Here is a 20,362-nt window from a genome sequence, read left to right as displayed (position 1 = left end):
TAACACAAGCAATGAAGCCTGTCAACATTTTCTTAAGGCTTCAATGCCCGTCCCAACGACAAGAAATAATATACCATAAATGTATGGACATAACAACAACTTTTTTTAATCGACAAACCATGTGTGGTTTTTCACGCTTGATCAATCACGATTCTGGTTCCATCCACAGAGACAACTTTAACCCGCACATCTTTTTCAAGAAAGATACCATCTGTAACCGCACTGTAATTTCTCCCGTCAATCTTCACCGTTCCTACCGGATGAAAGGGCGTGAGTGTCACACCGGTTTTATTAACCAGATCGTGGTAATCGGCATTGATCGAGTTGTAGCCTCTGTCGGTGGAAAGCTTATCATGTAACGTCAGTTTGTCCAGATAGTCCCGAGTCGGTAGCCATTTCCGAAAAGAAAGAGAGCCACAGGACCCGATAATAAAAGCGATGCCTACAAGCATACCGTAAATAAGCGTCGGAGCAGGCAGTGCGCATCCCAAAATCATGAGCACAAAACCGAAGACACCAATGATCCCTGTCGTGAAGATTTTACCATCAATGATGATCAATACCAGCCCGCCGACGAGGAGAAAAACGATCCATGGAGAAGCCTGATCCGTCAGAAAGTAAGAAAAATAGGAAATAAATAGCCCGCTTCCCATAATCGCCAGAATTCCTTTTGCTTTAACAATAAGTTCTGCGAAGAGAAAACATGAAGCGAATAGGATCACAATAAAGCCGCCTGCTGGATAAGATAAAAATTCCAATAAGTGCACCCGCTTTCTGTCAGTGGATATCCTTGATAGAACTGACCGTAAGTCAAACTAAGAGTGTTCGCTTAACATACATAGAACACTTTCATTAAACCATACGCAGTTAAAGTGTGAAAGTTCCTTTTTAAATTTTTCAATAAAATGATGCATATCTTTCATTTTTGCCGCATATAAATGTATGAGGGAGTTGATGGGATGATGAAGAAGCGGATCTTTACTATTCTGTTTTTGGTCGCCTGCTGGACAAGCTATTCCGATCTTACCTCGGGATCACTGCCCGCCGGGAAGACAGTTGCGACCACAGCGATTCAAAACCAGGTGAAGGAAAAATCGGCAGTCCCTTTTCAGAGGATCACTGTCGCTCCCGGTGATACACTCCTCTCTGTCACCGAACGTATCAGCAACCAGGTTCCTCCCATTACTGACGTTATCAACAATTTTTCTATACTGAATCCATCAGTAGACCCAAACCATCTTCAAATTGGCAAAGTATACTCTTTTCCTGTCTATAGTCAGAAATCTTGATCCGGCACTTTTCTTCATTCCTTCAGTAACAAAAAAAGGTGCTCCGCCACAATTCATGATATACTGTTAATTGCCTGAGTATTTTTCTCGGCAATATATTTTTGCTTTAATAAAGGAGCGAATGTTCTGTGTCTGAAATCACGCATCGTACGAAGACCAGAAAAGTGAAAGTCGGAAATCTAACCATTGGCGGAACCAATGAAGTCATTATACAGAGCATGACCACTACCAAAACAAGGGATGTTGAGGCCACTGTCGCACAGATTCATCGCCTTGAAGATGCAGGATGCCAGATGGTCCGAGTCGCCTGCCCGACGATGGAGGATGCGCTCGCAATTCCTGATATAAAACGCCAGATCCATATCCCTCTCGTCGTCGATATTCACTTTAATTATAAACTTGCTCTGAAAGCGATCGAAGGCGGAGCAGACAAAATACGTATTAACCCCGGCAACATCGGAAAACAGGAAAATGTCGAGGCTGTTGTCAGAGCCGCTAAAGACAAGCATATTCCGATCCGAATTGGTGTGAACGCGGGTTCGCTTGAAAAACATATTCTCGACAAATACGGCTACCCTACCGCTGATGGCATGGTAGAAAGCGCCCTTCACCATATCAAGATTCTTGAGGACCTCGATTTTCATGACATTATCGTTTCACTTAAAGCGTCAAATATTAATCTCGCTGTAGAGGCCTATGAAAAAGCCGCGCGGGCTTTTGATTATCCGCTTCACCTCGGGATTACTGAATCAGGAACTAAATTTTCCGGAAGTATCAAAAGCGCTGCAGGTCTGGGCATTCTGCTTCACGAAGGAATCGGTAACACGATGCGCATCTCTCTTTCAGCCGATCCTGTTGAAGAAATCAAGGTTTGCCGCGAACTGCTCAAAACATTCGGACTGACAAATGCCGCGACACTTATTTCCTGCCCGACCTGCGGGAGGATTCAAATTGATCTGATTAAAATCGCCAATCAGGTCGAAGAATACATTGATCATATTAATGCACCGATTAAAGTTTCCGTTCTTGGCTGTGCTGTGAACGGTCCCGGCGAAGCGCGCGAAGCAGACATCGGAATTGCCGGAGGACGTGGAGAAGGACTTTTATTCCGGCATGGTGAGGTATTGCGCAAAGTTCCTGAAGACCGGATGGTTGAAGAACTGAAAATTGAAATTGATAAACTTGCTGAAGCCTATTTTGCTAAGAAAAAGGCGGAACAGGAAGGTATCAATATCTGATTCCACACCCCATCAAAAGGGAGGAGCGATATCGCTCCTCCCTTTTCTTTAGCCAAGCATAGGCAAAAAAATTTTTAAAATGACACAAACAGAAACTTATGCTTCTACCCAGTCCGCAATCTCATCTACCGTTTTTCTCTCTGGTCCCTTGGGTGCCACTCCTTCTTCCGGATAGCCGATATAAAGATAACCGAGGACCAGTCCTTCACTGGAAACGTCAAAACTTTGCTTCATGAGATCGGTGTAGGACGGATTACCTGTCCTCCATATTGCGCCCAAGCCCAGTGAGTGAACGGCGAGAAGCATGTTTTCAACAGCGCACGCTGTTGCCGCAATCTCTTCGACTTTCTTGACTTTCGGGTTGTCACTCGGCTCAATGGCAACAACAATAATCACCGGTGCGCGTTTCGCTTGGGCAATACCTTTTGCCATCGCATCGTCGAGCGCTGCCTGATCCGAATTTTCAAGGCCGCTTTGATTAATTTTTCCATACACCCTCCCAAGCTTGGCACGCCCTTCACCGGTTAGAACTATAAAGTGCCAAGGCTCGGTATTAAAATGATTCGGAGCTCTGCGAGCGGCTTCCAGTACTTCTATGATCAATTCTTTTGGCGGCAGCTCATCTTTAACTTTTCTGATTGAACGCCTTGTTTTAATTGCTTCCAGTGCATCCATTCTGATCATTCCTTTTTGAACCATTTTGCATTAATTGTCGGTAATATTGTAACATATATCACATCCATTAACTTGAAAAAAGCTCATGCAAAAAGACGCTTTGATTAAACAAAGCGTCTTTTTGCTTGTGTCACCAAAAAAGAGGTGCCATTAATTGAATCAAGACAGCGACAGCCCCGATTCCGATTGCCCATCCTCCGAGTGTACGGGCGCCTTGACGAAAGGCAATGTAGCCGATAATGATACCCGCAATGCCCAGGATGACAGGAAGAAAGAAAAGCGCGGCAATTGAAAGTACCAGCGACAGCCAGCCCATTCCCCTGCCGCCTTCAATCAAATCCCGGTCTCCGGATCGTGACGGTCTATGATTATCAGACCGATCGCCTCCGGCCTCCGGATCGTACTGATCGGCTGCCAGTTCCTTCGCATACTCCTCATTATTGAAAGCATGCCGCTTATCATATAATGATCCCTCATCAAAATGATCCTTACCAGCCAATGTGACCCCTCGCCTTCTTTTTAGGATCACATATAGTGTGACTCATTTCGAATGATTTCACCTAGGCACTTTTTGGAAATTCAGGCCGCTCAGTGTTAAGAATCGGATACGAATGGAAGGAGAAAACTGATCGTTGTGCCCCTTCCGACAGCACTGCTGACGCAAAAACTGCCATGATGCTCTGCCACTATTTTTTTGCTCAGCGAAAGGCCAATGCCTGTCCCGTTTTCTTTTGTGGTAAAAAACGGCTGACCAATCTTTTTAAGTATGCACGTTTCCATCCCTGGGCCGTTATCGCTGATTGCAAACCTGTATCCTTTATCTTCCACGGATCCCCTGAAAAAAATATGCCGCTCATGCTCTCCTTTACCATCAAGCGCCTCCAGCGCATTTCTCGTGATATTCAGCACCACCTGCTTGATCATCGAGATATCAGCATTGCATGCGTTTTCAGAAAAGGCTACATCATAATCCAAATCGACTTTCCTCATTGTGCATTCAGATGAAATCAGGGCGATCATTGATGAGCATAACTTGTCCGGAGGTATCTTCTGCATCATAATGTTTTTCTTTGATAATTTCAGGAAGCTATCCAGAAGAGAATGCATCCGGTCAATTTCGGATAAAATGGTCCCCTGATATTTATAGAAATCCTGGGTTAACGCTGATAGTTGTACAAAGCCCTTAATCACAGCCAGCGGATTGCGCAGTTCATGGACAAACTCCGCGGCCAGGTGTGTCAGCAATGTCGTCTGAAAACCAGCAAGAAAAATAGTCCCGTTTTTGCTGAACCCATTATATAATGTACCGACTCCGTTATCCCTTGTCCGGTCATGGAGCAAAGCCGCAACCACTTCTTCGCTGTCCAGAATGGATTTCAGGTAATCTTCAGCCTCACCCACACTCTCATCAGGAAAGAAATTCAAAAATGAACGGCCAAAACGGTCAACCAGTATTTTTCCGTTTTTATTGCAGTCCAGAACAGTCCCATTTGGAGCAAGGGTCAGCCTGATCTCCATCGACAGCTGATTTTCAAATACATCTTTTTCAGAAACGGATAGAAAGGATTCATGATATATGATGGTCATCACTCCTCTTTACATGTATTCCGATTTCAATGCCGACGCTCCCCAAGAACTTCTCTGCAAATTTCAGTAAAAGCGAAAAATTCTCTCTTATTTGTCATTAATTATACTTGAAATGTGTTCAATGATATAGACAAATATATAAATTATTATCTGACACAATCCGACTTATTTTTCATTCGGCATCTCCCTTGTGTCAGTATCTTTTCCGTCATCCGATCATAGGCTATCCTGTGTATAATAACAAATGAATTGGAGTGGACGAAGTGCATCCCATGATTCAGGCAATGATCAATCAGAGGATTAATCAGGTGAGCGCCGACGAGCTTTATGAACAGGCAATACAATTCAACATCCCGATAACAAGAAATCAGGCTGCCCGAGTCGCGGGACGGGTCAGGGGAAAAAACATTGACCTTTTTCAACCCGCCGGTCAGGAAAAACTTCGAAGGATTTTCATTGAAGAGCTTGGCCCCGTTCTCGCTCAGGAACTGGATCAGAAGTTTAAACAGCTCATGGCAAAGTATCAGTAATTTTTTATTAGACTTTGTTTAACTTGCCTGCTCTTTTTCGCTCCAAACGCACGCTTTCCGCGGGCGATCCGCTCGAATCAATAGAGCAACAAAATCAGCATTCAATATTCACGTAGCCACTTGTTAAGAAATTTCAGGAATCCAGGAAGTGTTTCATTGAAATTTGAGGATAAACTTACTGTTCGAGTATCTCCTCAATCAGCTTTTCGTTGAATTCCTGATTTCTGAACATGTCGATCTCATACTTATAGGGAGGTTTTTTATTTTTTTTATCCTCCCCTACATAAGGTGTCTCAAGAATTTTCGGAACGGATTCAAGAAGCGGATGGTGGACGACACCATTGAGGGCTTCAAAGCCTATGCACCCGAATCCAATATTCGCGTGGCGGTCTTTCCTGGACCCCTGCGGGTTTTTGCTATCATTCACATGTACGACCCGGATGCGTTCTATTCCGATAATCCGGTCAAATTCCTTCAGAACTTCGTCAAAATTTTGCGTAATATCGTAACCTGCATCGCTTGTATGGCAAGTGTCAAAGCAGACGGATAACTTTTCATTCAGTCGTACGCCGTCAATAATTTTCGCCAGTTGTTCAAATCGGAAGCCGCATTCACTGCCTTTTCCAGCCATTGTCTCCAGTGCAATCTGAACAGAGTCCGTCGTATCAAGCACTTCGTTCAGCCCTTCAATAATTTTTGCAATTCCCGCGTCAACTCCCGCGCCGACGTGTGAACCCGGATGCAGAACAATCTGTTTCGCGCCGATCGCTTCGGAACGGTCGATTTCTTTTCTTAAAAATGAAACGCCTAATGCGAATGTTTCCGGCCTAACTGTGTTGGCGATATTAATAATGTAAGGGGCGTGAACCACCACTTCCTCAATTTGATGGGCCTTCATATGCTCACGCCCTGCTTCGATATTCAACTTCTCGACAGGCTTCCTCACCGTATTCTGAGGCGCTCCCGTGTAAATCATCATGACTGACTCTCCGAATGCTGCCGCTTCCTCGCTCGCACCAAGCAACATTTTTGTTCCAGACATATGAACATGTGAACCAATTTTCAGCATGGATTTCACTCCGTTTTCTTTATTTATACTGATTTTATCATATCTGGTGTGGCGAACGGTATACTTGCGGATTCACCCAAACCCTGATTCTGACATACACTGAATATCAGCTCACATCTCGAAGGGAGGGATAATAATGCCGCCGTTCCAGCAAAATTCGATGTTTCCTGAATTTCGGGAGCCTTCTTTTTTCTCTCTCTTCCCACCGAGGCCTCAGAGCGGATTTCCCTCCCTCTTTCCCACCATGATGCGGGAGATGCCGCCTGTACCCAGTCCTCCCCCGTCTGCAGGCGGTCTCACTGGTATTCTGTCGTCTCTAATGCAACAGGGGGCCGGCCAGTCGGGAGGCGGCGTCAATCTGTTTGGAATGCTGATGAATGCTCAGAAAGCCATTCAGACGGCTCAGACAATGATTCCCATGATTCAACAGTTTGGACCGCTCATTAAAAACGCTCCGGCCATTCTCGGCGTACTGAAAAGCATGCAGTCTTCAGAAAAAAGCGCCGAAGAAACGGATACTGAAACGCCAGAACACGAAGAAGAGAAAAACGAGAAAAAAACTGATGAGGCGGCAGAAAAACCGACGCCAAGTCTACAGACCACGTCACGTAAAACGGTCATAAAAACACGTAAGGAAGCAGAAAGCCTTCGGGATACGGACCAACTGAAAACAAAGCCTTCAAAACCGCGGATGTATATATAAATGTCACCGATATCGGCTTCGTTGTGTTCTCACCCCACCTCATTTATAATAAAAATGGTCCCTGCCCGTTAATACAGATAATAAGAGCGGGGAGAACCACAGAACAGATCGGAGAGAACACATAATGGAAGTCACTAAAGTCTCGCCGCGGGGCTATTGCTACGGGGTCGTCGATGCGCTGGTCATTGCGCGCAAAGCGGCTATGGACAGCAACCTGCCCAGGCCTATATATATTTTGGGCATGATTGTCCATAATCACCACGTTACTGAAGCTTTCAAAGAGGAAGGCATTATTACCCTTGACGCACGCGGGAAAAAAAGAATAGATTTATTACAGGATATTGACCACGGAACAGTGATATTCACAGCCCACGGCGTTTCTCCGGATGTCCGCGCATTGGCGGAAGCCAAAGGATTAACTACGATTGACGCCACCTGCCCAGACGTTACAAAAACACATAAACTGATTGAAGAAAAAAAAGCGGAAGGCTATCAGGTTATTTATATTGGAAAGAAAGGCCACCCCGAACCCGAGGGAGCAACTGGTGTGGCTCCAGGAACTGTTCACCTGGTCGAGACGCTTGAGGATGTGGATCAGCTCAATCTTACTGCTGAAAAAATTATTATCACGAACCAAACCACAATGAGTCAGTGGGATGTCCGCGAGATAATGGATTATATAAAAGAAAAATATCCACAGGCTGAATCATGCAACGAAATTTGTCTGGCAACCCAAACCCGTCAGGAAGCCGTAGCAGAGCAGGCAAAAGACGTTGATCTGCTCATTGTCGTCGGAGACCCAAGAAGCAATAATTCCAACAGGCTCGCACAGGTCTCCAAGGAGATTGCTCATACGCCGGCCTACAGAATAGCAGATCTTTCCGAGCTGCAGTTGGACTGGCTTGACGGAGTTCGAAAAGTTGCGGTGACTGCAGGGGCTTCTACGCCGACCCAGCTGACGAAGGAAGTCATTTTGTTCCTTGACACGTATGATCCCCAAAAACCCGAAACCTGGTCGACGGAGAGCACGGCTGCAAGGGACAAAAATATATTACCGAAAGTGAAACTGAATTCTGCCCGCGCAGGGAAAAGGGCAAAAAACGCGTAAATTACGCAACTGTATTCTTAAAATAATAGGTTATCATCCGATTCTTTGCGGAGTCGGATTTTTCTCTTACATGAAATGAAAAGGATTAGTGACGGATTCGGAAAGGATGACCTCCGTATCATATGCCTCTTCACGTATTGCTTTCAGGAGATATTGCCGGACTCCTTTTTTCATAACCGATTCAATATGATGCCCGGCATCTATGATTTTAAGTCCGTTCAAGAGAGCGTCATGAGCTGTGTGATAATAGATATCCCCCGTAATCAATACGTCAGCGCCCCTCAATCTGGCGTATGGAACCAGACTGTTGCCGTCTCCTCCCGAAACGGCAACAGTCTGTACTTTCTCCTCAAGAGGTCCCACCGCCCGCAAGCCATCAACGCCAAGTCTTTCTTTCACCTGGAGACAATAGTCTTCAAAGGGAACAGGCTCCGCCAATTTTCCGATTCTTCCAAGGCCATATTCTTTTCCCACGTTCTTCATCGGAAAAAGATCATAAGCCACTTCTTCATAAGGATGAACGGCAATCATCCGTGCTATAGCCTCGTCAATCAAATGCTCCGGGACAATCGTTTCAAGACGTCCTTCATCTGCTTTTTCCATTTTGCCGGGAAAGCCGATAAATGGATGTGTTTCCAAACCCGGGAGAAATGTTCCTTCACCCTTTGTGATAAAACTGCAGTGGCTGTAACTGCCAATCGCGCCCGCTCCTGCATCGCCAAGCGCCTGCCGAACTGTTTCAATATACCCCTCCGGCACATAGACAGCCAGCTTATAAAGCGGCTCAGAGTATGTCGGTTGGAGGATTTCAGTTTCATCCAGGCCAAGTTGATCCGCAAGCATATCATTGACACCACCCGAAGCAATGTCAAGATTGGTATGCGCCACATAGACAGCTATATCATTTTTCACCAATTTAGTAACAATTTTCCCTTGCCCTTCATCTGACTCGACCGTTTTAAGCGGATGAAAAATAACAGGGTGGTGGGCAACGATCAGGTCCACTTTCTTCTCCGTTGCTTCATCGGCAACATTTTCGAGAACATCAAGTGTTACCATCACTTTCTTTACCTTTTTGTTCAGCGTGCCGACTAAGAGGCCAATTTTGTCGTTTTCATACGCCAGTTTTTTTGGTGCCCATTCTTCAAGTCGTTGAATCAATCGGAGACCGGTAATCCAATTTTCCATAACTTCACCTTCTTTAAGATATTACGAAGCATGATCTCTCGACTGAAGCTATATTTTGAAATCCATCACTTATTCAGGATCGATTCAATCATTTGTATCTTCCTTAAATAATCTTTTTTCTTCTCACTCACCACATCCGTCTGTTCCGACTGATCCAGTGCATCCAGAATCCGGCGCATTTTTGCCGCACGATTTGTCCATTTTTTTTTGAAAATAGGTGTCTGATTTCTGAGGAGGAACGGACCCATCATTCTTTCGGCATCAGTCAGCTTTTGTTCACTTGCCATATGCTTCGCCTGAATGACTTCATAAAAGTGTGGGGATTCTTCGACGATTGCTTCACCCGTAATTTTCCAGCCATGTTCGCTAAGCCAACCCCTCAGGAGCGGTTCGCGGATATTCGGCTGTAAAATCAAGGTCGTATCTGCACCCATTTTCTTTTCACCCCGATCAAGTATCTCCGTAATCAGTTCGCCGCCCATACCGGCAATTACAACGGTATCAACTTCTTTCGGAGAAAGGACATCCAGACCGTCACCTAAACGAACCGAGATCATATCGGTCATTCCATATTCTTTAACATTCGCCTGAGCCTGTTTGAAAGGACCGATACGCACCTCTCCAGCTATCGCTTTTCTTGCTATACCTTCCTGTACTGCGCGGCATGGGAGATGTGCATGATCCGATCCAATATCCGCGATCGTGGATTTTTCCGGAATAAAATTCAGGATGGCATGAAGTCTCCTAGATAAATGTGTTTTTATCATATTCACTTTCCCTGTTCTAACGATATGTTTCGACATCTTTATTTTATCTTATCATACTCTGTCAGAATCCCCAAAGTCGTCCGTTACCGCCGGTCCAAGTGATGCTGCACCAAAATAAATATTAATACAAAGAAATTGATAACGTTTACAATTTAGTTTAAAATGAAATTAGGGTTAATCGTTTGAGATGCAGATTATAAAGAAAATTCGACGAAGCAAGCCTTTGGCGCAAGGTAAGCCTTTGTTGTGATGGTCAGCGGAGGGCCTAATGTCGGGTAAGTCACTGGACGTGGCACTTTGACCCAATCGCCCATATTTTATAATCCGATTCTTTTTTATACTTTGGCTTTACTAAACTTATCTGTTGTTTTTCGCTCCAATCAACAAAGGGCAAAAACAACATTGAATTTTAACTTAGCCTATAAAATAAAAAAGAAACCCGCTCCGGCAAATGGAGCGAGCATGTCATCCAATTTATTGTTTTAATCAAGAAAATCTTTAAGCTGCTTGCTTCGGCTCGGGTGCCGGAGTTTTCTCAAAGCCTTTGCTTCGATTTGCCTGATGCGTTCCCTTGTGACCCCGAATACTTTGCCGACTTCTTCAAGAGTCCTTGTTCTTCCATCATCCAGTCCGAAACGGAGCCGGAGGACATTTTCTTCCCGATCCGTTAGTGTGTCCAGTACATCTTCAAGCTGTTCCTTCAACAATTCATAGGCTGCAGCGTCGGAAGGCGCCTTTGCGTCTTGGTCCTCAATGAAATCGCCCAGATGTGAGTCATCTTCTTCACCAATAGGGGTTTCAAGTGAAACAGGTTCCTGAGCAATTTTAAGAATCTCACGGACTTTTTCAGGTGACAGTTCCATTTCCTTACCGATTTCTTCCGGTGTCGGCTCTCTGCCAAGATCCTGAAGCTGCTGGCGCTGGACGCGAATCAGCTTATTGATTGTTTCAACCATATGGACCGGAATACGGATTGTTCTGGCCTGATCGGCAATGGCCCGGGTAATAGCCTGACGTATCCACCATGTAGCATAAGTACTGAATTTGAAGCCCTTTGTATAATCAAACTTCTCAACAGCTTTGATCAGGCCCATGTTTCCTTCCTGAATCAGATCGAGGAACAGCATGCCGCGCCCGACGTAGCGCTTCGCAATGCTGACCACCAGTCGAAGGTTTGCTTCTGCGAGCCGTCGTTTGGCTTCTTCATCACCAGCGTTAATCCTTTTGGCAAGCGCAATCTCCTCATCAGCAGAAAGCAGATCAACACGCCCGATTTCCTTCAGATACATTCTGACGGGATCATTAATTTTAACACCCGGCGGCACGCTCAGATCATTTAAATCAAATTCTTCTTCTTTGTTTTTGTCATCAGAACCAGGACCATCGGATTCATCAGAGACATCAATGCCCTGATCGGCAAGTGCCTCATAAAATTCATCCATCTGCTCCGATTCCTGATCAAATGGCGCAAGACGGTTCGCAATTTCCTGATATGTCAGAGAACCGCGTTTTTTGCCCAATTCAAGAAGCTGTTCCTTTTCCTGATCTACCGTTAGCTCCGGTTCCGTCTTGCTCGCTTTGCCAGCCATTTGACCCCCTCCTTCCAGATACTTATACTTACTTGGCATTCTTCGTGTCTAATTGCTTCTTTGTGTCGATGATCTCAGACAGCAGCTGTGCGGCTTTATTGTAGTCACCGCTCTGTTCGGCTTTCTTTCTCTCTGCCACTATACCTGCGATCATTGACTCTCTTGCATGCTTGACGACCTGATGGATACAGTCCTCAATTTCTTTTTCCTCCGCCTGCCGGTTCATGGATATCATGGATAATTCCGCCGCTTTCTGCTGCAGGCGGGGATCCTCGATCCGCTGAATGAACAGGCCTTCGTCTGGCGGATTGCCGTCCTCATAATAACCATACAGATAAGCTGCAAGAGCCTGATGAATGTTAAGCGAGAAGGATCCTCCTACCGTTTCCCGGACGCGATCTGCTATCTCCCTGCTTCTCATCATATATGCGAGCAGCATTCGCTCTGCCATTTCATATGCAGGTGCAAGCCGGTCACGCCCAGGTACAGCAATGGTTGCCTCCCGTTCCTTCGTCTCATCGCGCCGTTTTGAAGCTTTGTACAGCTGTGTTTCCTGCCTCTTCAGCGCATCAAGAGAAATTGAAAATTCTTCCGCAAGCAGCCTGAGATAATGATCACGCTCGACCGCCCTTTTCAGCGTGACAATTTCCTTTAATATGTCTTCGATATAGAGCAGCCGATCTCCTTCATCACTCAAATTCCTTTTTCTGCGGAAGTAACCCATCTTGAAAGTCATCAATGTTTGGCTTGCCCCTATTACATCGCTTTTAAAACGTTCGCCGCCAAATTTGCGAATGTAGTCATCGGGGTCATAACCTTCCGGCATTTTTGCTATTTTTACGACCTTTCCATCACCCTGGAGCATTCCGGCCGCGCGGAAACTTGCTTCAATACCGGCAAGATCCGAATCATAACAAATGATGATCGTATCTGCCATTCTTGAGAGTGCCGCCGCCTGATCCTCCGTCAGCGAGGTCCCCATCGAGGCTACACTGTGTGTCACACCAATCTGATGTGCCCGCACAACATCCACATAGCCCTCCAAAAGTACGACCTGATTTGATTTGCGGATGGATTGCCTCGCAAGATGATAACCATAAAGGATCTTTCCCTTATGAAAGATCTGAGACTCAGGTGTATTCAGATATTTCGGCTTTTCTTCTCCCAGTGTCCTGCCACCAAAAGCGACGGTTTGCCCCCTCATATTGAATATCGGAAAAATGATCCTATTTCGAAAGCGGTCAAAGTATTTGTGGTCAAATCCTCTTTTGGCAATCAGTCCCGCCTTTTCCATCTGTTCCATACTGACATTTCTGCGTTGAAGAAGCGACGTAACTGCATCCCAGCTGTTGACCGCATACCCAATTCTGAACCGGTCAATCATTTCAGAGTTGAAATCCCGCTCTTTTAAATAGTTCATTCCTGCCGTTCCAAACTTTGCGGATCCCAGTAAATAATGATAAAATTTGGTTATCAGTTCCATGCCATCTGTAAACTGCTTTTTGCTTTGCTCCTGTCCGTTTCTCCCCACATGTGAGTCGGGGAAGGACGAACCCAGTTCAATTCTGGCTTTATCCGCAAGAAACTGGGCAGCCTCAGGAAAAGACATGCCTTCAATTTCCATAATGAAGGTAAAAATATTTCCTCCGGCACCGCATCCAAAACAGTGATAAAGCTGCTTATCCGGGGAGACTGAAAAAGACGGCGTACGTTCGCTGTGGAAAGGACACAGTCCTGAATAATTCTTCCCCTGCTTATTCAATTGAACATATTCGCCAATGATATCGACAATGTCCAGTGATTTCCTGATTTCCTCAATCTTCTTTTGCTGCAGCTGCAAACCGTCATGCACCACCAACATTATTACTTATTTATATCCTAATGAACCAATCTGCATAACAACTTTGTCAATGCTTCGGAAAATTCCCTGCGATTGTCTTCTGTAAAAGGTCTCGGTCCCCTGATTTTCCGGCCAGCGTGAAGCGACTTGTAGGCGAGATATCTCCGGTGAAGAATTTCCGGCACACGGCTTTCTTCGATCTCAAATCCATGAATCGAAAGAACAGTAACTCCCCTTCCGGTCAGCAAGCTCGCCAGCCCCATATCCTGAGTAACAGCAAGATCTCCGGGAAACGCATGGTTCACAATATAGAGATCAGCAGCCTCCTTACGTTGATCGACATAAACCCATTTTGATTCCGGATCCTGATGAAAGCTAGCATATGAAGCAACGAAAACCGCATCAACATTAAATTGACCCGCAATCAGCCGAATTTCATCTTTCACAGGACATGCATCCGCATCGACATATAACGTGATTTTTCTCATCACTTTATTCATTCTCTCTCCGCTACGCAAATTCCTGCATGTCTTTTTATGTTTTTATTTTTCAAATATTGTCAAAAAAGATTTAAGAGTCCTGTGAATCAACAAAATTATATTATAGCCTAATGTTACTGTTTCATGCAATTGATAGACTTTCCGAGCCAATCAATCTTTCAGATTTATCATTTATCAGTACCTGATCTGTCTACTCTATAGATCCCTTGGCCAGGGCAACAAATGCCTTTGTGATATTTGTCTTAGTCATCCGTCCGATGACTTCGAGGCCGCCATTCCTGTCACGGACAACAGGGACTGCGTCGACCTGTTTTTCAATGATCAGTTCAGCTACGGAAATGACCGGATCGTCATTCCTACAGTATGTAATATTGGGCATCCGCGACATAATGACACTGACAGGGACCTGTGTCATGTCCTGTGAACCGATTGCCGTTCGAAGCAGGTCCTTTCGGGACAGCACGCCGGAGAGAAGCCCCTTTCCATTTATGACGAACAGGGATCCGACATCCTCTTTGAACATGTCGCAGACGGCATCATAAGCTGATGAGGATTCTTTTACTACCGCGGGAAAGGACAGATAGTCCTTTACTTTAATCTTTTGCATCTGCTCTGAAAAAAGTGACGAAAGTGTCTGACCCGTGTAAAAATACCCGACTCGCGGACGCGCTTCGAGAAATCCCGCCATTGTGAGAATGGCCAGATCCGGGCGAAGCGTTGCCCTCGTGAGATCCAGTTTTTCCGCAATTTGTTCACCTGTGATAGGTGCCGACTCCTTCACAATCGCTATGATTCTTCTTTGACGCTCATTAAGCTCCACCTGTTCTCGCCTCCAAACGGTTATCGGTCTTATTTATTCTTTTGCCCGAAAATGGGACAGCTGCTCAATGAAGCGCCAGGCACGAAGCCGGATGCCTGCGTTTCGCTCATAGTAAGCAGCAATAATAGATTCGATTTCGCCAATCGTTTCTTGCCGGACCGAAATATTTCCGATTCTGTTCAGTGGAATTTTTTTAAAAAGCGGGAGCAGTCTGGCAACAGAGGGAGTCATCGGAAGCGCGTAGGGGTCAGAAGCCTCACAGTTCCGGCAAAGTATGCCCCCTCCCGATAGTGAAAACTTAAACGGCCCGGCTTCATTTCCACAACGAAGGCAATGGTCCACCTCCGGATCTATTCCCGCGACTTTCATCATCTTTACTGCAAAAATAGAAGCAAGAATGGCTGCGTCCGTCCCTTTTTCAATAAGAAGCAAAGTGTCTCTAAGCAATCTGTACAGACCCGGAAAGGGTTGGCTGTCTTCTGTCAGACGGTCAGTGAGTTCAACAATCAGTGCCGCATAGCCCGTTTTTTCAATATCTGACAGGATTAACCGAAAGGGATTAATGGATTCTGCCTGATACAACGAACCAAGGCCTCTGCCCTTGTTGAAAAGACAGAGACCGTAAAAGAAAACATGGCTGATTGATGACAGCATACTTTTCGGTTTTTTTGCTCCTCTGGCCATCAGTCCGATCTTTCCGAACTCCGATGTGTATAGAGTCACAATTTTGTTGTTCTCCCCATAGTCTGTCGTCCGGATAATTATGCCTTCAGCTTTGGTCATCAATCGAATCACCCGGTTTCCTGTCTCCTGAGCCGATCAAGGATTATCTTGCCTGCTCCTCAACATCTGAAATATTCTTTTCAGGAATCTGTTCCTCACCCTCCTTCTCCATTTCCCTGATCAGGAGGTAAGAATCAATACTTCCGGTCATACAAAAAATTTTCCACGTTAAATCCAGCATAAGCTTTCATCCTTCCCATTATCCGCCTCATCCTTATCTTTTGCGAAAAGAGAAGAATCATGAGAAGAAATGATTGACAATCACGGAAACTGATCCCTGCCACTCAAATAACCGGCTTATTCATCTCGGTTGATATAGCCGAAATTTTTCAGTTCCTCTTCTTTATCCCGCCAGTTTTTATCCACTTTCACCCAGAGTTCCAGAAAAACTTTGTCGCCAAGTAATGCTTCAATTTCTTTTCGGGCAAGAGTTCCGATCTGTTTGAGCATACTTCCCGATTTACCGATAATAATTCCCTTCTGTGACGGGCGTTCAACCATAATTGTCGCCTGAATTTCAGACTTTTTGCGCGTTTCATCTGTTTTCATCTGATCAATGACTACTGCAATGGAATGCGGCACCTCATCCCGAGTCAGCTGAAGAATTTTTTCACGGATCAGTTCCGTTATGATAAATCTCTCCGGATGATCTGTTATCTGGTCTTCAGGATAATATTTAGGTCCTTCAGGAAGGTAATCCCTGATCTGCTCAAGCAAAGCGTTGACATTCTGGCCCTGAAGCGCCGATAGAGGGATCACTTCGGCAAACTTATAGAGGCTGCGGTAACGGTCAATCAAGGGCAGAAGATCATCTGGATGCACTTTGTCAATTTTATTAATGACAAGAAAAACAGGAGATTCCGTATTCTTCAAAAAATCAATAATAAACTGGTCACCTCGGCCATAGCCTTGTTCCGCGTCAATCAGAAAAAGGACAAGGTCCACTTCATTAAGCGTGTCCAGCGCCATCGATGTCATAACTTCACCAAGCCTGTGCTTTGGCTTATGAATTCCTGGTGTATCGATGAAAATAACCTGTTCTTCCTCATTGGTATAGATGCCGTGAATTTTATTACGTGTCGTCTGCGCCTTATCGCTCATGATGGCAATTTTCTGCCCCAGCACACGATTTAATAATGTTGACTTACCTACATTGGGGCGACCGACAATCGCAGCAAATCCCGATTTAAAGAGTTGGCTCATTGGTTCATATCCTCCGAAAGAAATGCACCGGGCAGCAACTCGGCGACAGTAGTAACAAGCGTTTGCCCGGATGTATTGGCCAGTATCACGCGCATATCGGGCGGACAGAGTTCGCTCATCACCTGCCTGCAGGCGCCGCATGGCGGGACGGGCCTTCCACTCGCCGCAATAACCGCCAATGCCGTGTACTCTCTTTCATTTTCGGAAAAAGCCTTAAAGATGGCGGTCCGTTCCGCACAGTTGCAGACAGAATAAGCGGCGTTCTCGATGTTGAATCCTGTAAAAAGTTTCCCTGATTTTGTGAGCAGAGCCGCACCCACATGAAAGTGGGAATATGGAACATAAGCGTTTTTCATCGCTTTTTCTGCTTCTTCGATCAACTGTTTATCGTTCATTCTACTCACCTTTTCATTTTAATAAGAGCGTCCCTGCGACAATGTAAGCATAAATTAACGCCGCAATGACGGAAAACCACCATACCGCGGCCGCCGCCGTATCCTTTGCTGCTTTAGCCATCGGATGCCTTTCGCGCGTTACAAGATCAACGACACGTTCCAGCGCCGTATTCATTAACTCGAGGCTAATGACTCCCCCGATCAGAATAATAACAATCATCATGTCTGTCCGCGATATGTGGATTATTAATGAAAAAATAATCACAATCACTGCGGCGGAAAGTTGGATATGTATGTTGCGTTCCTGGCGGAAGGCGAGCCAGAATCCTGATATCGCATCCCCGAAACTTTTCGAAAGACGCTTGTGCCGGCGCTTCTCAATCTGATATTTTGCCATAATCAGTTCCTGTTCAAGCCAAATGTGGACAATATCTCCTCCTGAAGGCCGAACATTTCCTTCTCTTCAGATTCAGTCGTATGATCGTACCCGAGCAGGTGAAGAAGGCCGTGAACCACAAGAAAACCAAGCTCACGCTCAAAAGAATGTTCATAGGTCACTGCTTGTTCCCTTGCTTTGTCAATTGAAACAATGATATCCCCAAGCACGCGGGGCTCGCCTTCCTCAGGCATAATTGGCACTTCATCATCCGCCATTTCCTCCAGTGCGAAGGAAATAACATCGGTCGGGCGATCGATCCCACGATACTCACGATTGATTTCCTGAATCCGTGCGTTGCCGACAAATGTCAGCGAACAGTCAATTTCTCCCGACAACTGCAGAATATCCACAGCGTGATCAATCAGTTTTATGACCCACTGCTGCTGCTCTTCACTCAATTCCTCAGTATCATCATGCAAATCAATTGTCATCGTCATTTTTCGCTCACCTTTTTCACTTTTAAATCTTTTGGATACTCTATCCGTGAATGATAAACACCACGAAGTGTCTCGTCAATTGATTTCTCAACAATTTTCAACTCTTTCAAAGTCACATCGCAGTCATCGAATTGTCCGTCACTTAGACGGTCATTAAAAATACTTTTGACCAGATTCTGTACCTTGACAGGGGTCGGCTTCTTCATTGATCGGACTGCCGCCTCGATGCTGTCCGCCAGTTCAACCACCGCCCCTTCTTTAGTCTGTACCTTGGGTCCCGGGTAACGGAATTCGCTCTCCGGAACGGGCTGGTCACTCAGTTCCTGCGCCTTGACATAAAAATAGCGAAGAATCGTCGTTCCGTGATGTTGTTCAGCAATATCAATAATTTCTTTCGGCATATGATGCTGCCGGAGTATGTCCGCCCCGTCATAAGGATGAGAAAAGATAATGGTGCGACTTAGCTGGGGCGAAATTTTCTCGTGCGGATTAATCCCGTCCAGTTGATTTTCCACAAAAAATTTCGGACGTTTGGTTTTCCCGATATCATGATAATAAGCGGCCACTCTGGCCAGAAGCCCGTTCGCCCCAATCGCCTCACAGGCCCTTTCGGCAAGGTTCGCAACCATAACGCTGTGGTGATAGGTGCCTGGAGCCTCAATCAGTATTTTTCGCAGTAATGGCTGGCTCGGGTTTGAAAGCTCAATCAGCCGGATCGGTGAAAGGATTCGGAAGCCGGTTTCAAACAGAGGCATGAGTCCGTTCGCCAGAATAACCGAGAGGAATCCGGACAGAAAAGCAAAAATCAGGGACATGCCTGTACCGACAAGAGAGAAGGGTGCATTTTGAAACATCAGAAGTGACAGGTGAATCAAAATATTGACTAATGCCACGATACCGCCCGTCTGAAAAAACTTCGGACGGACCTGCCTCTTTCTTAGAACAAGAGCTCCGGCGAGAGCCGAGAACAGCATATAGATGGCCATCGGCGCATCAAATATGGCCGCCTTCGCGCTAATCCCGAAAATGACACTGCCTATAAGTGACAGAAGCACTCCGGAGACAACAGCCATCCTCTCGCTGAGAAGCATTCGGATCAGGAGCGGCGCCAGAGCAATGGGAATAATATTGCTCAGTCCGGACACTTGAGTGAGTCTGAGATAACTGCAAATTTTAATAATCACTGCGGTGCCGATAAAGACCAAAGCATATATATACAAATATTTCAGCGAGTACTTCTCATGTCTCGCCTTGAACCGATTATACTCAAACCAGAAAACAAGCGTTATAAAAGCTGTAAAAATAAAAAGGCCGATAAACGGGATCATGTTAAAGTGTTCATCCAGGAGCCCAACCAGTTTCAGTTGACGGATCATATCACTCGTCACAAGCTCGCCCTTCCGGACGATGACCTCCCCCTGATGGATGGTCACATTATCCACACTGTTGGCGGCCTCCTGTTTGTTGCGTTTTGTCGCTGTCGCATCAAACGTGTAATTAGCTGTGATATAGTCGCGGAGCACGACAGTCAGCGCGTTCCTCATGCTGTCGTTCAGCACAGAGGATGGCAGAGAAGCCGCAGCTTTGTTCTGAACACGCTCCAGATCATTCCAGCCGACCTTACCGCTCATTGCTTCATAGATGCTTGTGCTGGTAATGTCCTCGGCTATCTGAAAATTCCGGTCCGGAGCAGTTAACAATGTTTTCAGCGTTTCATCAGGAATTTTTGAATCCGGCGCAGCTGAAAGACCGTCGTTTATTTTACTTATGGCGACATTCAGCTCATCCTGGGAGGAATTCGCAGTAATTTTCTGTTGCTTCTTGACAGCCGTAATGGTATCAAACAGATCCCCAACTTTTTCAACCTGCATTAATCCAAGATTTTTGTTGTATATATAGGCGGAAGGTGTTGAACCGATGGCTTCCTGCTTTTTTAATTCGGTAGCTTGTGTATCAACGGCGTCAATTGGCGACTGGATATCTACCGACGAAATTTCATGAAGCCGGACATCAGGATTCTTCGGAAGTACACTGCCGATCATCAACACATATAGAATAATACCGACAATAGCAATAATGCCCCAGTCAGCAACGTATCTGACCAGAAATGTCCTCATTTTTATTCTGAAGTGATTTGCCGGTGCCATTGCTGTGCCTCCCGATGATGGACCAAGATCTGATAATCCAAAAAGTTCAAAAAGA

The 20,362-nt window shown here is 45.6% G+C and carries 23 protein-coding genes; 5 read left to right on the top strand and 18 right to left on the bottom strand.

Annotated features, from left to right (window positions below; all coding sequences use genetic code 11):
* Positions 1-131: 131 nt before the first annotated feature.
* A complete protein-coding gene (locus E4665_RS04575; RefSeq protein ID WP_135347627.1) occupies positions 132-758 on the bottom strand; it encodes an NfeD family protein in 627 nt (208 codons plus the stop codon).
* 201 nt (positions 759-959) lie between these two features.
* Between E4665_RS04575 and E4665_RS04570 the strand changes: the two genes are divergently transcribed.
* Positions 960-1,289 carry a hypothetical protein gene (locus tag E4665_RS04570; RefSeq protein WP_135347626.1) on the top strand — a complete coding sequence of 110 codons (330 nt, stop codon included), beginning with the start codon at positions 960-962 and terminating at the stop codon, positions 1,287-1,289.
* A 128-nt stretch (positions 1,290-1,417) separates the two neighbouring features.
* Positions 1,418-2,527 carry a flavodoxin-dependent (E)-4-hydroxy-3-methylbut-2-enyl-diphosphate synthase gene (ispG, locus tag E4665_RS04565; RefSeq protein WP_135347625.1) on the top strand — a complete coding sequence of 370 codons (1,110 nt, stop codon included), beginning with the start codon at positions 1,418-1,420 and terminating at the stop codon, positions 2,525-2,527.
* 96 nt (positions 2,528-2,623) lie between these two features.
* Here the strand turns inward: ispG and E4665_RS04560 are convergent, their stop codons facing one another.
* From E4665_RS04560 to E4665_RS04550, 3 genes are all read right to left on the bottom strand, one after another.
* Complete coding sequence (locus tag E4665_RS04560) at positions 2,624-3,202, bottom strand: nitroreductase family protein (protein ID WP_135347624.1); 579 nt, start codon at positions 3,200-3,202, stop codon at positions 2,624-2,626.
* Between the two features lie 130 nt (positions 3,203-3,332).
* Positions 3,333-3,701: a hypothetical protein gene (locus E4665_RS04555; RefSeq protein ID WP_135347623.1), complete on the bottom strand. Its 369-nt coding sequence runs from the start codon at positions 3,699-3,701 to the stop codon at positions 3,333-3,335.
* A gap of 95 nt (positions 3,702-3,796) precedes the next feature.
* Positions 3,797-4,789 carry a sensor histidine kinase gene (locus E4665_RS04550; protein WP_241654666.1) on the bottom strand — a complete coding sequence of 331 codons (993 nt, stop codon included), beginning with the start codon at positions 4,787-4,789 and terminating at the stop codon, positions 3,797-3,799.
* 272 nt (positions 4,790-5,061) lie between these two features.
* Between E4665_RS04550 and E4665_RS04545 the strand changes: the two genes are divergently transcribed.
* Positions 5,062-5,319, top strand: coding sequence for a DUF2624 family protein (locus E4665_RS04545; RefSeq protein ID WP_241654681.1), 258 nt, complete (start codon positions 5,062-5,064; stop codon positions 5,317-5,319).
* Between the two features lie 175 nt (positions 5,320-5,494).
* On the opposite strand, the gene E4665_RS04540 is transcribed toward E4665_RS04545, so the two are convergent.
* Entirely contained in the window at positions 5,495-6,388 is an 894-nt protein-coding gene (locus tag E4665_RS04540; RefSeq protein ID WP_135347621.1) for a deoxyribonuclease IV, read from the bottom strand.
* A 136-nt stretch (positions 6,389-6,524) separates the two neighbouring features.
* Between E4665_RS04540 and vrrA the strand changes: the two genes are divergently transcribed.
* Positions 6,525-7,091 (top strand): VrrA/YqfQ family protein, encoded by a 567-nt coding sequence (gene vrrA, locus E4665_RS04535; RefSeq protein ID WP_135347620.1) that lies wholly within the window; start codon positions 6,525-6,527, stop codon positions 7,089-7,091.
* A 124-nt stretch (positions 7,092-7,215) separates the two neighbouring features.
* Positions 7,216-8,199: a 4-hydroxy-3-methylbut-2-enyl diphosphate reductase gene (locus E4665_RS04530; RefSeq protein ID WP_135347619.1), complete on the top strand. Its 984-nt coding sequence runs from the start codon at positions 7,216-7,218 to the stop codon at positions 8,197-8,199.
* 66 nt (positions 8,200-8,265) lie between these two features.
* On the opposite strand, the gene E4665_RS04525 is transcribed toward E4665_RS04530, so the two are convergent.
* The 13 genes from E4665_RS04525 to E4665_RS04465 form a co-directional block, all read right to left on the bottom strand.
* Entirely contained in the window at positions 8,266-9,387 is a 1,122-nt protein-coding gene (locus E4665_RS04525) for a Nif3-like dinuclear metal center hexameric protein (RefSeq protein ID WP_135347618.1), read from the bottom strand.
* Between the two features lie 65 nt (positions 9,388-9,452).
* Entirely contained in the window at positions 9,453-10,154 is a 702-nt protein-coding gene (locus E4665_RS04520; protein ID WP_135347617.1) for a tRNA (adenine(22)-N(1))-methyltransferase, read from the bottom strand.
* A gap of 482 nt (positions 10,155-10,636) precedes the next feature.
* On the bottom strand, positions 10,637-11,743 hold the full coding sequence (gene rpoD / locus E4665_RS04515) for an RNA polymerase sigma factor RpoD (protein ID WP_135347616.1): 1,107 nt from the start codon (positions 11,741-11,743) through the stop codon (positions 10,637-10,639).
* 28 nt (positions 11,744-11,771) lie between these two features.
* Positions 11,772-13,583 carry a DNA primase gene (gene dnaG, locus E4665_RS04510; RefSeq protein ID WP_135347615.1) on the bottom strand — a complete coding sequence of 604 codons (1,812 nt, stop codon included), beginning with the start codon at positions 13,581-13,583 and terminating at the stop codon, positions 11,772-11,774.
* A gap of 38 nt (positions 13,584-13,621) precedes the next feature.
* Positions 13,622-14,083 (bottom strand): YaiI/YqxD family protein, encoded by a 462-nt coding sequence (locus E4665_RS04505; protein WP_241654664.1) that lies wholly within the window; start codon positions 14,081-14,083, stop codon positions 13,622-13,624.
* A gap of 190 nt (positions 14,084-14,273) precedes the next feature.
* On the bottom strand, positions 14,274-14,903 hold the full coding sequence (ccpN, locus tag E4665_RS04500) for a transcriptional regulator CcpN (RefSeq protein WP_135347614.1): 630 nt from the start codon (positions 14,901-14,903) through the stop codon (positions 14,274-14,276).
* A gap of 33 nt (positions 14,904-14,936) precedes the next feature.
* Positions 14,937-15,686 (bottom strand): DNA repair protein RecO, encoded by a 750-nt coding sequence (gene recO / locus E4665_RS04495; RefSeq protein WP_135347613.1) that lies wholly within the window; start codon positions 15,684-15,686, stop codon positions 14,937-14,939.
* Positions 15,687-15,729: 43 nt separating this feature from the next.
* Positions 15,730-15,867: a YqzL family protein gene (locus E4665_RS04490; protein WP_135347612.1), complete on the bottom strand. Its 138-nt coding sequence runs from the start codon at positions 15,865-15,867 to the stop codon at positions 15,730-15,732.
* 116 nt (positions 15,868-15,983) lie between these two features.
* A complete protein-coding gene (gene era / locus E4665_RS04485; RefSeq protein WP_135347611.1) occupies positions 15,984-16,889 on the bottom strand; it encodes a GTPase Era in 906 nt (301 codons plus the stop codon).
* Positions 16,886-17,284, bottom strand: coding sequence for a cytidine deaminase (locus tag E4665_RS04480; protein ID WP_135347610.1), 399 nt, complete (start codon positions 17,282-17,284; stop codon positions 16,886-16,888). Before E4665_RS04480 ends, era begins: the two co-directional genes overlap by 4 nt.
* A 13-nt stretch (positions 17,285-17,297) precedes the next feature.
* A complete protein-coding gene (locus tag E4665_RS04475; protein ID WP_135347609.1) occupies positions 17,298-17,681 on the bottom strand; it encodes a diacylglycerol kinase family protein in 384 nt (127 codons plus the stop codon).
* Between the two features lie 2 nt (positions 17,682-17,683).
* Positions 17,684-18,160, bottom strand: coding sequence for an rRNA maturation RNase YbeY (gene ybeY / locus E4665_RS04470; RefSeq protein WP_135347608.1), 477 nt, complete (start codon positions 18,158-18,160; stop codon positions 17,684-17,686).
* Positions 18,157-20,307, bottom strand: coding sequence for an HD family phosphohydrolase (locus E4665_RS04465; RefSeq protein WP_135347607.1), 2,151 nt, complete (start codon positions 20,305-20,307; stop codon positions 18,157-18,159). The genes ybeY and E4665_RS04465 overlap by 4 nt, the downstream gene beginning before the upstream one ends.
* Between the last annotated feature and the right edge of the window lie 55 nt (positions 20,308-20,362).

This window comes from Sporolactobacillus shoreae (genome assembly GCF_004684935.1).
Lineage (GTDB): Bacteria > Bacillota > Bacilli > Bacillales > Sporolactobacillaceae > Sporolactobacillus > Sporolactobacillus shoreae.
This window is presented reverse-complemented; position numbering and strand designations above follow the sequence as displayed.